The 14,196-nt window shown below is 31.7% G+C and carries 13 protein-coding genes; 3 read left to right on the top strand and 10 right to left on the bottom strand.

Translation table 11 applies throughout. From position 1 onward, the window contains the following. The first annotated feature begins 22 nt into the window (after nt 1–22). Together Q0649_RS10310 and Q0649_RS10315 are read left to right on the top strand one after the other, a co-directional pair. Entirely contained in the window at nt 23–766 is a 744-nt protein-coding gene (locus tag Q0649_RS10310; RefSeq protein ID WP_298841156.1) for an amino acid ABC transporter ATP-binding protein, read from the top strand. Nucleotides 767–814: 48 nt separating this feature from the next. Next, nucleotides 815–1,951, top strand: a complete 1,137-nt coding sequence (locus Q0649_RS10315; protein ID WP_298841188.1) for a PLP-dependent aspartate aminotransferase family protein — start codon at nt 815–817, stop codon at nt 1,949–1,951. A gap of 70 nt (nt 1,952–2,021) precedes the next feature. Here the strand turns inward: Q0649_RS10315 and Q0649_RS10320 are convergent, their stop codons facing one another. The 4 genes from Q0649_RS10320 to Q0649_RS10335 form a co-directional block, all read right to left on the bottom strand. Next, a complete protein-coding gene (locus Q0649_RS10320; RefSeq protein ID WP_298841159.1) occupies nt 2,022–3,188 on the bottom strand; it encodes an amidohydrolase in 1,167 nt (388 codons plus the stop codon). Between the two features lie 220 nt (nt 3,189–3,408). Further along, nucleotides 3,409–4,755 (bottom strand): amidohydrolase family protein, encoded by a 1,347-nt coding sequence (locus tag Q0649_RS10325; protein ID WP_298841162.1) that lies wholly within the window; start codon nt 4,753–4,755, stop codon nt 3,409–3,411. Between the two features lie 247 nt (nt 4,756–5,002). Next, entirely contained in the window at nt 5,003–6,415 is a 1,413-nt protein-coding gene (locus Q0649_RS10330; RefSeq protein ID WP_298841164.1) for an aspartate ammonia-lyase, read from the bottom strand. Nucleotides 6,416–6,464: 49 nt separating this feature from the next. Continuing rightward, nucleotides 6,465–6,923 carry an Lrp/AsnC family transcriptional regulator gene (locus tag Q0649_RS10335; RefSeq protein ID WP_298841168.1) on the bottom strand — a complete coding sequence of 153 codons (459 nt, stop codon included), beginning with the start codon at nt 6,921–6,923 and terminating at the stop codon, nt 6,465–6,467. Between the two features lie 392 nt (nt 6,924–7,315). On the opposite strand from Q0649_RS10335, the gene msrB reads away from it, so the two are divergent. Continuing rightward, complete coding sequence (msrB, locus tag Q0649_RS10340; RefSeq protein WP_298841171.1) at nt 7,316–7,774, top strand: peptide-methionine (R)-S-oxide reductase MsrB; 459 nt, start codon at nt 7,316–7,318, stop codon at nt 7,772–7,774. 71 nt (nt 7,775–7,845) lie between these two features. Here the strand turns inward: msrB and Q0649_RS10345 are convergent, their stop codons facing one another. The 6 genes from Q0649_RS10345 to Q0649_RS10370 all read right to left on the bottom strand — a co-directional run bounded on the left by Q0649_RS10345 (nt 7,846) and on the right by Q0649_RS10370 (nt 14,134). Continuing rightward, entirely contained in the window at nt 7,846–9,393 is a 1,548-nt protein-coding gene (locus Q0649_RS10345; RefSeq protein WP_298841174.1) for a hypothetical protein, read from the bottom strand. A gap of 206 nt (nt 9,394–9,599) precedes the next feature. Beyond that, nucleotides 9,600–10,304, bottom strand: a complete 705-nt coding sequence (locus tag Q0649_RS10350) for an ABC transporter ATP-binding protein (protein ID WP_298841176.1) — start codon at nt 10,302–10,304, stop codon at nt 9,600–9,602. Beyond that, nucleotides 10,297–11,070, bottom strand: a complete 774-nt coding sequence (locus Q0649_RS10355; protein ID WP_298841178.1) for an ABC transporter ATP-binding protein — start codon at nt 11,068–11,070, stop codon at nt 10,297–10,299. The genes Q0649_RS10350 and Q0649_RS10355 overlap by 8 nt, the downstream gene beginning before the upstream one ends. Further along, on the bottom strand, nt 11,048–12,013 hold the full coding sequence (locus Q0649_RS10360; RefSeq protein ID WP_298841181.1) for a branched-chain amino acid ABC transporter permease: 966 nt from the start codon (nt 12,011–12,013) through the stop codon (nt 11,048–11,050). The genes Q0649_RS10355 and Q0649_RS10360 overlap by 23 nt, the downstream gene beginning before the upstream one ends. A 9-nt stretch (nt 12,014–12,022) precedes the next feature. Beyond that, entirely contained in the window at nt 12,023–12,901 is an 879-nt protein-coding gene (locus tag Q0649_RS10365) for a branched-chain amino acid ABC transporter permease (RefSeq protein WP_298841183.1), read from the bottom strand. Between the two features lie 87 nt (nt 12,902–12,988). After that, a complete protein-coding gene (locus Q0649_RS10370; protein ID WP_298841186.1) occupies nt 12,989–14,134 on the bottom strand; it encodes an ABC transporter substrate-binding protein in 1,146 nt (381 codons plus the stop codon). Nucleotides 14,135–14,196 lie beyond the last annotated feature (62 nt).

Genomic DNA, 14,196 nt, shown 5'->3' on the forward strand with positions numbered 1-14,196 from the left:
GCTAGGTAATTGGAGGAATTTCATGATTAATATAAAAAATTTACACAAAAGTTTTGGTGATAATGAGATATTAAAAGGCATTGACTTAAATATAAAAAAGGGTGAAACAACTATTGTAATAGGACCCTCAGGTTCAGGTAAAACCACCCTTCTTAGATGCCTTAATTTATTAGAAGTTCCGAACATTGGAACCATAAGTATTGGCGATAATGAATTGGTATTTGGTGGGGATAAAGAACCAACTGATAAAGAAATATTAGAACTCAGACGCAATACAGGAATGGTATTTCAAGGGTTTCATTTATTTCCTCACATGACTGTAATTGCAAACATTATGGAAGGACTCACTACTGTGCTAAAGCAGCCTAAAAAAGTTGCTCGCGATAAAGCACTCAATCTATTAGATAAAGTTGGGCTGTCAGATAAAGCTAGCAGTTACCCTCATGAGCTCTCCGGAGGGCAACAACAGAGAGTTGCCATAGCACGTGCTATGGCCATCGAGCCATTAGTATTGTTATTTGATGAACCAACTTCTGCACTAGATCCTGAACTTGCAGCTGAGGTACTTAAAGTTATGAAAGATCTATCACATGAAGGTATGACAATGGTTGTTGTTACCCATAACATGAGTTTTGCAAGAGATGTTGCAGACAATATAATATTTATTGATCAAGGAATTATCCTTGATCAGGGAACCCCGGAGGAATTGTTAAATAATCCAACTAACGCAAGAATAAAACAATTTTTAAGTTTAGATTTTAATTAATATAATTTACAGATAAATTATTTGAGGAGGAAAAATATGAAGAAAGATATAAAAATCGAATCATTATTAATACATGGTGGAATAGATGGGGATGCTCGTACTGGAGCGGTTAATGTACCAATATACCAAACATCTACATTTAAAAAAGGTAAATTTGATGCTGATAATGCTTACGAATATTCAAGGTCAGGAAATCCTACACGTGAAGCACTCGAAAAACTCATTACAGATCTTGAAGAAGGTTATGCAGGTTTCGCATTTGCTTCAGGTATGGCTGCTACAACTGCTACATTGTCCCTATTTAAAACAGGAGATAGAATTTTAATATCAAATAATATTTATGGTGGAACCTTTAGAGTTATAGACAAATATTTTAATAATTTTGGTATACATTATACTTTATTTGATTCATCTGATATAACTCAGTTAGAAAACAAAATTGATGATAGTGTAAAAGCTATTTTTATAGAAACACCAACAAATCCTTTAATGGGTATTACAGATATTGTTGCAGTTGCAAAAATTGCTAAAAAGAATAACTTACTCTTAATAGTAGATAATACATTTATGACTCCATATCTACAAAAACCAATTACCCTTGGTGCTGATATAGTTATTCATAGCGCTACAAAATATCTAAGTGGACACAGTGATTTAATTGCAGGCCTTGTTGTCGTAAATAATAAAGAACTTGCTGAAAGAATTGGATTCATACAAAACTCTACTGGTGGAATTTTATCACCATTTGATTCTTTCTTATTAATAAGGGGTATCAAAACTCTAGCACTAAGAATGGACAGACACAACTCAAATGCAAAAGTTGTATCTGAATTCTTAAGAGATAGAAAAGAAGTAGAAAAAGTATATTATCCAGGATTTGTTGACCATCCTGGACATAAAATACAAGAAAAACAAGCAAACGGATATGGTGGTATCATTTCCTTTGTTCTAAATAAAGATTATGATTATAAAAAGTTCTTAGAAAGTCTTCAATTAATAACTTTTGGAGAAAGCCTAGGAGGAGTAGAATCATTAATCTGCCATCCTGCAACTATGACACATGCTGCAATTCCATATGAAATTAGACAAGAAATTGGAATAACTGATCATTTAGTAAGATTATCTGTAGGTGTTGAAAATGTTTCAGATATAGTTGATGATTTAACAAGAGCATTAGAACTATAATTTTATAACAACGAAAAACACATTCCTGTATTTCCTAGGGACGTGTTTTTCGTTGTTGTATAAATTAATTTTATTTTTGTTTTAATATAACCAAAGCACGCTTAGCAAGTTCTGAAAAATAATTGGCAGCTGGCAAAAGTGCATCATCATCTACCTTAAATTTTGGATGATGAAGTGAATATGATACACCTGTACCAATATTTACAAAGGCACCCGGTATTTTCTCTTGGTAAACTGCAAAATCTTCACCAATTAATGTGTCCGGAAGTTTTTTAATAACATATCCTTGAATCTGTGCAACGTCTAATGCAACTGCTGTCCAATCTTCATTGTTATCTGTTGCTGGTGGACCGCTGTACCATTTAAGCTCAGCAGTTGCTCCAAATGAGTCCGCCATTCCTTTAACTATTTGTCTCATTTTATTTGGAACAAACTCACGTGTTTTCGCATTAACCGTCCGTACAGTCCCTTCAAGATAAGCCTTAGTCGGTATTACATTCCACGTGTTACCACCTTCAATATGAGTGACACTAATAAGTACTTGATCAAATGTGCTAACATTACGGCTAACAATTGTCTGGAGCGCTGTAATTATATGAGCCGCAACAATAATTGGATCAATTCCCTTTTCTGGTGATGACGCATGTGTACCTATACCTTCAATTTCAATTTCAAACCTATCAACGGCTGCAGTCATTGCTCCCACCTTTGTTCCAAAACTTCCCACTTCTAAATCTGGTGCACTATGGAGTCCAAAAATTGCAGCTACGTTAGATAATCCACCACTTTCTATGACCTTTTCCGCCCCGTGTCCTAACTCCTCCGCTGGCTGAAATATAATTCTTACAGTTCCCTCTAGTGTTGATTCTTGCTGCTTTAATAAATAAGCTGCGCCTAAAATAACAGATGCATGAAAATCATGACCACATGCATGCATTTTACCAATAACTTGTGATTTATATCCTAAATCTGTTTCCTCAAAAATAGGAAGTGCATCAATATCTCCACGAATAGCAATAATAGGTCCTTCCCTATCTCCAGTTATTTCTGCAACAAGTCCTGTTTCAAGCGGCAAATTAAGTACACGAATTTGAGCCTCGTTTAATAACTTACGTAAAGTTTTAGTTGTTTCAAACTCTTCATTGGATAACTCAGGATTTTTATGAAAGTTATGCCTTATATCTATAAGCTTTTTCTCTAAATCATTAACTATATTTGTTTTTATTTTATTTTCCATAATATTTACTCCTTAAGTTTATTTATATATTTATTATACCTACATCCTACTAATAGAAATTTCTTTTCTTTTAAAATAATATTATATGCATCATACTCTATAAAATAACCCCACCAAATGGATTTTACAACTATTTTATAGTTATGTCCATTTAGTGAGGTTTAATCACCATGTTTTATTTTGAACTTTTTAATTCTATTCATATGAATTATACTTATAACTATGCTGTTCTAATAGTTCTTCCTGCCGTACTATTTTTTATCATGCCTCCATCTAGAACTAATCTTCCGTTCACAAATACGTATTTTATCCCTTCAGGTTTTCTATCTGGAACGCCCACATCTGGAAAATCCGATTTATCTCTAATAGTATCTATATCAAAAATAACAACATCAGCGTCTGTTCCCTTTTTTATTCTGCCCTTTTGTTTAAGTCCCATAGTTTCTGCTGGAAGAAAAGTTGCCTTGCGAACCGCCTCTATTAAACTTATCTCCTTACGTTCTCTTACCATGCACCTAAAATATCTTGGGAAAGTACCTGAAATTTGAGGATGTCCTTCACCCTTTTTATAAGGCCCAATGTCTGACGATGGCATTGAGTAATTTTTATCCAAAGCCTTATATACACTTTCATTTGAATCCGTACAATATATAATACATTCACAAGGATTACTAGCTCTTAATTCTTTATATAGTTTATTGTTTAATCTCTCACCTTTATATTTTCCTGAAGCTACAAGCATTTTGTTTAAACATAATCCATGATTCACATTTTTCTCACAAAAAATTGCAGTTCCAATAGATGTAGCCCAATCGTTATATAATCCACTATCTATTTTTATATTTAATCCATCCTCTATTGCTTTATCTACTATTTTTAACGCTTTATCCATAACTACATTATATTGATAAACAAAATGAGATATTAAAACGGGGGCTCCTGTAACCCTTGAAATCTCAATAGCTTCTCTTAATGAATTTAAATCATGATCCGAAGATGTTCTTGTATGAATTGTGATAGGTCTGTTATAATTTGCAGCTATTATGCAAACAGCATATATTTCTTCAAGGGAGCTATGTGGAGCATATTCGAGTCCTAATGATAATCCACAAGCACCTTCACATAATGCTTTTTCTGTAAGATATTTCATTTTGCAAATTTGTTCTTTATTTGCTGCAGAATATACATCTGTAATTCCAACAGCCTTACGCAGACTCATTGAATGTCCTACAAGTTCAGCTTGATTTATAACAAACCCTTTTTTATCTTGCTTATCAAAAAATTCATTCATATTTATTGGACTTAACCCACAATTACCACCGATTGTAGTAGTAATACCTTGACGAAGTGACAGCTCTCCACAATAATCTTCTCCATCTACATGTCCATGTATATCGATGAAGCCCGGCGAAACTATTAAACCAGATGCATTTATACTTTTTATTCCGACTAGTTCTGTAGTTGTAATTTCTGCCAGCTTTCCATCTTTTATACCTAAACTTCCTTTGAAACTCGTTTTGAGGTCAGGATCAATTAAAGTACCATTATTAATAACAACATCAAACATTTATGAACACTCCCTTCAAAGATTATTTTTAAAATTCAATACTTATCTTACTGTATTTCCAATATGTTTAAATGTATTCCTAGTAAACATATATGTTTTAACTTTTACTAATATTACCACGATTTTTTCAAATTATCAATATTAAATAACTTCATTTAACATGTAAAATAACCCATTAAATGGACATAACTATTAAATAGTTATGTCCATTTAATGGGGATTATATATGTTTAAACCGATCCCATTTTTAACCTACCATTAGTTCTTTCGCTAATATACCAGGTTTGGTCATTAATTCTATATCTAATATATCATTAAGTTCATTTTCACTTAAAATCCCATCTTTTAATATTAATTCTCTTACAGACTTTCTAGTTTTTAACGCAGTTTTTGCAATTTCAGCAGCTTTTTTATAACCTATATGTGGACAAATTGCAGTAATAATACCAACACTATTCTCTACCAATTCTTTACATATTTCTCTATTTGCGGTTATCCCTGAAACGCAGTTAATTACAAAAGTATTTACTCCATTTGTTAATGTCTCTATGGATTGAAATAATTTATAGAATATAACTGGTTCAAAAGCATTCAATTCCAATTGTCCCGCTTCTGCAGCCATAGTTATTGTTATATCATTCCCTATAATATTGAATGCTATTTGACTTATTACTTCTGGTATTACAGGATTAACCTTTCCTGGCATCATAGAAGAACCATTTTGTTTTGAAGGAAGATTAATTTCACCGAACCCTGTCCTTGGTCCTGATGACATAAGTCTTAAATCATTTGCTATTTTGGATAAATTAACTGCGCATGCTTTAATAACACCAGACACCACTACAAAACCGTCTAAATTCTGCGTTGCATCTACTAAATCTACTGCTTGTTTTAATTCTATATTTGATATTTTAGAAATGTTTGGTACTATTTTATTAAAATATTGTATATCCGCATTCATACCAGTTCCGATTGCAGTACCACCCATATTTACAACTTTTAATTCTTCCTTAGCTTTTTCAAGTCTTAAGATATCTCTCTTTATCACTGAACTGTAAGCTTTAAATTCTTGTCCAAGCCTTATTGGAACTGCATCTTGCATCTGGGTTCTTCCCATTTTTATAACATCATCGAACTCTTTTGATTTTTCGTTAAAAGCATCATAAAGTTTAGAAAGCTGGGCTATTGCCTTTGGAATAAGTTTTAAGGCGGTCATTTTACCTGCTGTAGGAATAACATCATTTGTCGATTGTCCATAATTTATATGATCATTAGGATGAACTATACTATAATCACCCTTTTTCCCTCCCAGTATTTCTATAGCTCTATTTGCAATTACTTCATTGACATTCATATTCATACTTGTACCAGCTCCACCTTGAATAGGATCTACTATGAATTGATCTTGCAATTTACCAGCTATTATTTCATCACAGGCCTTTATAATAGATTCTTCAATCTTTTTATCTAAAAGTCCAACTTCATTATTTGTTATTGCTGCTGCTTTTTTTATTTCTGCTAAACTTTTTATAAATTCCGCAGACATTCCTAGTCCCGTTATTTTAAAATTCTCAGCAGCCCTTAAAGTCTGTACCCCATAATAAGCCTCCATCGGTACTTGTTTTGATCCAATTGAATCGCTTTCTAATCTAAAATCCATTTAAATAACCTTCCTCTCTATAATTCATTTACTAATCTCACTTTATATTTTAATTATTAATCTCACTTGGTATAATAGAATAATTATTCTTTATTGTAGAAAGAGATACTGTCGTCTTAGTTTTTTGAACTCCTGGTATGTTTTTTATCTTATTCAAAATTTTTTCTAAGCTTTCTGTACTCTCTGTAATTATTTTTAAAACATAATCATAATCACCAGCTAAATAGTGGCATTCTACAATTTCATTGTCTACTTGAATCGTATTAACAAATAAATCTGTGAATTTTGGTGATTCGAGTGATACAAACATTATTATCATAAGATCTTTATTGAACTTTTTAGCACTTAATATTATAGTGTATTTTTCAATAATCCCTGCATTATCAAGTTTTTTTAATCTATCGCCTACTGCAGGTACGGATAAATTAATTCGGGTACTTATTTCAGAAGCGGTAACTCTAGAATTTTGTTGCAAAAGTTTAAGTATTTTAATATCGATATTGTCCATACAAAATCACCTCTTAAATAATATTATTAGGTATATTATATCATATCAATTAATAAATTAAATATATTATGTATATTTACATAATTATTTAAGTTTATTTATAACATTCCATTATAATTTAAGTTGTTTACGTTTACTGAAATTAATTAACCTAAAAAAATAAGGTGCTTAACAGTATCTAATTTATTAAAATACAATACTATCAATTTAAATGTTCACATCTTTCTTTATAAATAATATTAATACTATTTTACATTGAACATATACTATATGTAACTTGCTTAAATATTTTAAATTTGATAAAATTCATTTATATCTAAAATCATTTACAGAATTTTATAATTTAAATTTTAGTATAAAGGTAATATAGACATTTTAAGGAGGGTTTTGTTATGAATAAAAAAATATATACAAAAAAAAGTATAGAACAGCTAAAAAAAGAACTAACCCAAACTCAGTTTGAAGTAACACAGGAAAATTCAACGGAAAGATCCTTTGACAATGAATTTTGGAATAACAAAGAAGAAGGAATATATGTAGATATAGGCAGCGGTGAACCATTATTTACATCTCTTGATAAATTTGATTCAGGTTGTGGATGGCCCAGTTTTACAAAACCTTTAGATAATGAGAATATTAAAGAAAAGAAAGATATTACACTTGGAATGATCAGAACAGAAGTAAGAAGTTATCATGGTGACAGCCATCTAGGTCATGTTTTCGATGATGGTCCTCGAGCTGACGGTGGATTAAGATATTGTATAAATAGTGCATCCTTAAGATTTATACCAGTTAACAAACTAAAAGATGAAGGATATGAAGATTATTTGAAACTGTTTAAGAAAGAGTGATTTCTCCCATACCGGCACACAAATAAAATTAGCCTAAAGCAAATGCTTTAGGCTAATTTTATTATGAGAAACTATAAACCATCTTTTAAATTAACATAGGTCTTATAATTAGGTGAATCTTCACTAATTAATTTATTAAGTTTCCACTCATACCCATTAGAATCATCATAAACTAGAAAATAAACTGCTACAATAGAAACTTTTCTATCCTTATTTTTATTATTTTTATCATCTTTATACGTAATACTACCATAAACATATTTTATGTTTTTTAAACCCTTTGTAGATAATATCTTATAAGTTTTAAATGTCTTTGCTTCTTCCTGTGTTATCTTATGGTTATTAGACCACCAGAAAAGTAGATTACTTCCTTCAATTTCACCATTAGTTATCGAAGGTATAATTAACGACTCAGGAATATTATTTATCGAAGCACTATCAACTGTTGTATCTGATCCGCTTAATAAAGCTATATTACTTAATGATATTGAGAAAGTATAATTAGTTGATAATATCGAGTTTATTTCACCTGCTACATTTTCTCTCTTAGCAATAAGATTTAGTGTTCCTTTTTTCGCATTAAACGTTTTTCCTGATATATTAATACTCTTAGTAAAGTCATCTTTTACAGTAAACCCTTTACTACCAAAAAAATCAGAATAGGATACCGTTTCCTCAAATCCTTGATTTCTTATAAGTTGAATAACCTTTTCATCTGAAAAAGCTGGCGATAGTGTCAACTTAAAATCATCTGAACTATTTGCTTCTATAGAATTAATACTCCAAGCTTCATTCTCAAAAACAAGACTACACTTTATTTTCCCAGTAGCCCTAAGAAGCCCACTGTCTATAGTCGTTTCAACTAATATTCTTTCTTTTTCATTTTGAAGATCTGGAGTCCTTAATGTTATCCCAAGATTTTTAACATTTTGTCCATTCAATGCTTCTTGCGTATTCCCTATAGTAATTTTTAATCTTTTTAATTCATCTAAAAATATCTTATCATTAATCCCTACCACCGGTTTCACCGAAGTAATATTAAGTATTACAGGTTTTCCATTGACTTTCCATTCGTTTTTACCTTCTTTAAGATATACTACAGATAACAAAACCTTTGCCTCAAGAGCATCATTATTTAGAGTTAACGCTAAATTAATTTCATCTTTGCTCTTCTGAGTATTCCGATTACTTATAATAAAGCTTTTCATGTTATCTTTATTGATTTTTATGACTGTACCCTTTGGTAGTGTTACAACTGTTCCTATCAGATTTTCTTTTATTGTTACATCGTCAATGGGACTAACGATAAAAAATGAATAGGCAAATACCAATACTACAATTACAGAAGTTATTGATATCATAGGTATAATTACTTTCCTATGTATAAATGTTTTCTTAACCCAATCAAAAAATTTATCTCTATTATACTTTCTTATGTCTTTATCTGATATTGCAGGCATCGCTGACGTATCTTGCACTTTATTCTCTTCATTTACATTATTATTAGGAATTATTTCATCTACCGCATCTGTTTTTTCTTCTATCTTTTCTCCACAATAAGGGCAAAATTTTAATCCATTAATATTAATAAATTCATTATTACAACTGTTGCAACGCATTTGTTCCCTCCAAACATTAATATAACTCTACAAAACAAACGCAATGTTATATTTAATATAATATAGCTTGTTTACATACTATATTATAACTTGTTTGCAACCTATATTCAAACATATTCTTAACATCTTTTATACTTAGACGAACAAAACTCACTCCCAAAAGAGAGTGAGTGATTAACCATAGTATCAACATTTTAGTACAAGTCTTACTCACCAAGATATGCACTTCTTATAGCATCATTAGTTAATAATTCTTTCGCACTACCTTCTAAAACTATTTTACCAGTTTCTAAAACATATGCTTTATGTGCAATAGATAGCGCCATATGAGCATTTTGTTCTACAAGCAAAACAGTAGTTCCTGACTTATTTATTTCTTGTATTATAGAAAATATATTTCTTACTACTAGTGGTGCAAGTCCCATAGATGGCTCATCTAATAACAATATTCTGGGTCTTACCATAAGAGCTCTCCCCATAGCAAGCATCTGCTGTTCTCCACCACTTAGTGTTCCAGCCATTTGTTTTATTCTTTCTTTAAGCCTTGGAAATTTGTCAAAAACCATCTCGTAATCTTTTGCTACATCGCTCTTATCTTTCCTAATATAAGCGCCTAATTCAAGATTTTCCATAACTGACATGTTTGCAAATATTCTTCTTCCCTCTGGCACATGAGCAATTCCTAGTCTTGAGAGTTTATAGGCGGCAGTGGTATGAATGGGTTTACCTTCAAATAAAACACTTCCTGACTTTATAGGAATAAGTCCTGAAATAGCTCTTAATATTGAAGTTTTTCCAGCTCCATTAGCACCTATAAGTGTAACTATTTCTCCTTCCTTTACATGTATACTAATATCATGTAATGCATGTATTGCACCATAATTTACATTTAACTTATCAATTTCAAGCATCAGTTACCTCCTCTCCAAGGTATGCTTCGATTACCTTAGGATTGTTCTTTATTTCATCTGGCGTCCCTTCTGCTATTACTTTACCGTAATCTACAACTATTATCCTCTCACAAACTCCCATAACTAACTTCATATCATGCTCAATTAGTAATATAGCTATCTTAAATTCATCCCTTACCCAATTTATGAGTCCCATCAATTCGTGGGTTTCCTTTGGATTCATGCCAGCTGCAGGTTCATCTAGTAATAATAATTTAGGCTTTGCAGCAAGAGCTCTTGCTATTTCAAGTCTTCGTTGCTCACCATATGGAAGATTGCATGCAAGCTCATTTCTCTTACCATCGAGTTTAAACACCTTAAGAATTTCAAGTGCTTTCTTTTCAATTTCAGCTTCCTCACGAGTGAATTTGGGGAGCCTTAATATTGCATGGAACAAATTATATTTAACATTATAATTAAATGATATTTTTACATTATCAAGAACTGTTAAATCTTTAAATAGTCTTATATTTTGAAAGGTTCTGGCAATTCTTTTTTTAGTGATATCATAAGGTTTTATACCTTGTATAAATTCACCATTAAATTCAATAGTTCCAGATGTTGGAGCATAAACCCCTGTTAACATATTAAAAATAGTTGTTTTTCCCGCTCCATTAGGTCCAATCAACCCTACAAGATCATGATCAGATAGATTAAGTGCAAAATCAGAAACAGCTGTTAGCCCGCCAAACTTAATTGTAAGATCATTTACCTTTAAAAGCTGCATCATCATCACTTCCTTTTGAAAATTTATCAAATATTTTCATAGATAATTCTTTTGTACCCATTAAACCTTGTGGCCTAAATCTCATAATAATGATAAGTGCAAGTGGATAAATAATCATTCTGTAATCATTCATAAATCTTAGGAATTCAGGAAGAATTGTAAGAATACCTGTTGAGAATACACTACCTGTTAAACTTCCCATTCCACCCATAACTACATAAGTAACTAAATCTACTGATTTTAAGAATCCAAATTGCTCTGGCTTAATGTACATTAGATAATGTGAAAACAATCCACCGGCAATGCCTGAAAGGAATGATCCTATAACAAACGCCATAATCTTATATTTTGTAGTGTTAATACCCATAGCTTCTGCAGCTATTTCATCCTCACGTACTGACATCATTGCTCTACCTTGTGATGAACGTGCTATATTGTAAATTATTAAAATTGTAAATATCATTATAAAAAATACCCAAGCAAAAGTAGTTTTAGGAGGTATTCCCGAAAGTCCACGTCCTCCTCCAAGTTGATCAATATTTGTAATAACAACTCTTATTATTTCTCCAAAGCCTAAAGTAGTTATAGCAAGATAATCACCCTTTAAACTTAAAGTTGGAAGACCAATAAGATATCCAATTAATCCAGCAACTACTCCGCCAATAAGAAGCGCTATAGGAAACGGCATATTTAATTGAATTGTAGCCATTGCTGCTGCATATGCCCCTATAGACATAAAACCTGCATGTCCTAGTGTTAACTGTCCCGTAATTCCTATAATAAGATTTAAACTTACTGCAAGAATAACATTAATACAAATTAATATAACTATTCTTCCATAATATCTATTTAATATTTCAGTATCCATTAAAAATGATAAAATGAAAAACAAAACAACTCCAATAACAAGTAATATAATAGTATTTCTAAATTCTTTTTTCATTTTCATCACCTACACTTTCTCTCTGGTTTTCTTACCAAGAAGTCCAGAAGGCTTAACAATTAAAATAATAATAAGGATTGAAAATGCAATAGCATCTGAGTAACTAGATGATATATATACTTTACTAAATGTTTCAACAAGTCCCATTATAAGTCCGCCCCATAGAGCCCCTGGGATTATGCCAATTCCACCGAGAACCGCTGCAACAAAGGCTTTTAAACCTGGCATTATACCCATATATGGATCTATACTTGAATATAAAATTCCAAATAATACCCCTGCTGCTCCTGCTAACGCTGAACCAATTGCAAATGTTATAGATATAACAGAATCCACATTAATCCCCATAAGCGCAGCTGCATCTTTATCAAATGAAGTTGCTCTCATTGCTTTTCCAGTTTTAGTTTTGAAAACTATAAATTGAAGTATTACTACAAGCAAAATCGACATTCCTATAATTATAAGTTGACGATTATCAATACTCAACCCTGCAAAACTAATAACATGTGCTGGCAAAAGTGTCTCTGGATATGTTTGTGGATCAGTAGTCATCTTAAGTCTTACTAAATTCTCAAGAAGTACTGACATTGCAATAGCTGTTATTAATATAGATAACTTTGGTGAATTTCTTAACGGTTTGTATGCTATTTTTTCAACAACCACACCCGTTAATGCCGCTCCACCCATTGCTATTAATAATGTAGGTATAAATGGTAAATGTAGATTAGTTGCAGCGAAAAATCCAAAAAAACCTCCGACCATAAAAACATCACCATGAGCAAAATTTATAAGTCCAATAATTCCATATACCATTGTGTATCCTATTGCGATTAATGCATACACGAAACCAAGTGATAATCCATTAATCATCTGTTGTAAAAATTCCATTTACCTTCCCCCATTTCTCTTTATTTATATTTATAAATGCAGACATACTCCAAATTATTAATGAAGTATGTCTGCAGACTTTATTTATTAAGGTACAAGTTTCTTTATGAAATTAAACTTACCAGCATCAACTTTTAAGATTACCGCTCCTTTAATTGCATCTCTATTTGCATCGAAAGATACTTTACCAGATACTACTTGTAGATTAGTCTTTTGTAATGCAGCTTTAATGCTTGGTCCATCTGTTTTTCCAGAAGTTTTTATAGCTTCTACCATTATTTTTGCAGCGTCATAATTTAAAACTGCCATTGCATCTGCTTCTAAGTTGTATTTTGCTTTATAATCCTTTTGGAATGCAACAACTAGTGGTGCTGTATCATTTGCTGAATAATGGTCAGATATATAACTATTATTAACTGCAGTTCCACCAACCTTAAATAATTCTGATGAATCCCAACCATCTCCACCTAGTAATGGTGCATTTATACTAATAGCTCTTGCTTGTTTTGCTATATTACCAACTGTTCCATAATAATCAGGAAGTAATATTACATCTGGTTTTGATGGTTTTATTTTTGTAAGTTGTGCTTTAAAATCTTTATCTCCGGTAGCATAAGTTTCTTTACCAACTATTTTCCCACCTGCAGCAATAAAGCCTTTTTCAAAGAACTCAGCCAATCCCTTAGAATAATCATTACCATTATCATAAAGAATAGCAGCAGTCTTTGCCTTTAGATCTCCTGATGCAAATTTTGCTAAAACACTACCTTGAAAAGGATCTATAAAACATGCTCTATAAACATATTCTCCACCCTTAGTTGTAACGTCTGGATTTGTTCCTGATCCAGTAATCATTGGCACCTTACTTTGAGTAGCTATCGGTCCAAGTGCTATAGCTGATCCGCTTGTTAATGGTCCCACTATTGCTACAACATTATCACTGCTAATAAGCTTTGTACCAACTGTTACAGCAGTATCTGGTTTACCTTCATCATCTTCAAATAAAAATTTAATCTTTCTTCCATTAATTCCACCAGCTTTGTTCACTTGATCTTCTAATAATTTTATACCATTTTGACCAGATTTTCCAAAAGATGAAACTGAACCTGTGAGCGGTAATACAACTCCAATTTTGATATCTCCTGTAGTAGATGCGCTTTTTGCACCACATCCTGCAAGTAGTCCCACAGCCATAGCCATAGTTAGTAATAATGACATTTTCTTTTTAAACATTTAATAGCCCCCTCGTATAATGTAGTTGTAAGCATTGATAATAATTCAGTCATACTAACCAC

It is taken from the genome of uncultured Clostridium sp., assembly GCF_937920395.1.
GTDB lineage: Bacteria > Bacillota > Clostridia > Clostridiales > Clostridiaceae > Clostridium_AD.

Coding starts and splice junctions, on each gene's coding strand:
- Q0649_RS10320 (WP_298841159.1), bottom strand. CDS start 3,188: ATGGAAAATAAAATAAAAACAAATATAGTTAATGATTTAGAGAAAAAG.
- Q0649_RS10370 (WP_298841186.1), bottom strand. CDS start 14,134: ATGTTTAAAAAGAAAATGTCATTATTACTAACTATGGCTATGGCTGTG.
- Q0649_RS10360 (WP_298841181.1), bottom strand. CDS start 12,013: ATGAAAAAAGAATTTAGAAATACTATTATATTACTTGTTATTGGAGTT.
- Q0649_RS10310 (WP_298841156.1), top strand. CDS start 23: ATGATTAATATAAAAAATTTACACAAAAGTTTTGGTGATAATGAGATA.
- Q0649_RS10365 (WP_298841183.1), bottom strand. CDS start 12,901: ATGGAATTTTTACAACAGATGATTAATGGATTATCACTTGGTTTCGTG.
- Q0649_RS10335 (WP_298841168.1), bottom strand. CDS start 6,923: ATGGACAATATCGATATTAAAATACTTAAACTTTTGCAACAAAATTCT.
- Q0649_RS10355 (WP_298841178.1), bottom strand. CDS start 11,070: ATGCAGCTTTTAAAGGTAAATGATCTTACAATTAAGTTTGGCGGGCTA.
- Q0649_RS10345 (WP_298841174.1), bottom strand. CDS start 9,393: ATGCGTTGCAACAGTTGTAATAATGAATTTATTAATATTAATGGATTA.
- Q0649_RS10350 (WP_298841176.1), bottom strand. CDS start 10,304: ATGCTTGAAATTGATAAGTTAAATGTAAATTATGGTGCAATACATGCA.
- msrB (WP_298841171.1), top strand. CDS start 7,316: ATGAATAAAAAAATATATACAAAAAAAAGTATAGAACAGCTAAAAAAA.
- Q0649_RS10325 (WP_298841162.1), bottom strand. CDS start 4,755: ATGTTTGATGTTGTTATTAATAATGGTACTTTAATTGATCCTGACCTC.
- Q0649_RS10330 (WP_298841164.1), bottom strand. CDS start 6,415: ATGGATTTTAGATTAGAAAGCGATTCAATTGGATCAAAACAAGTACCG.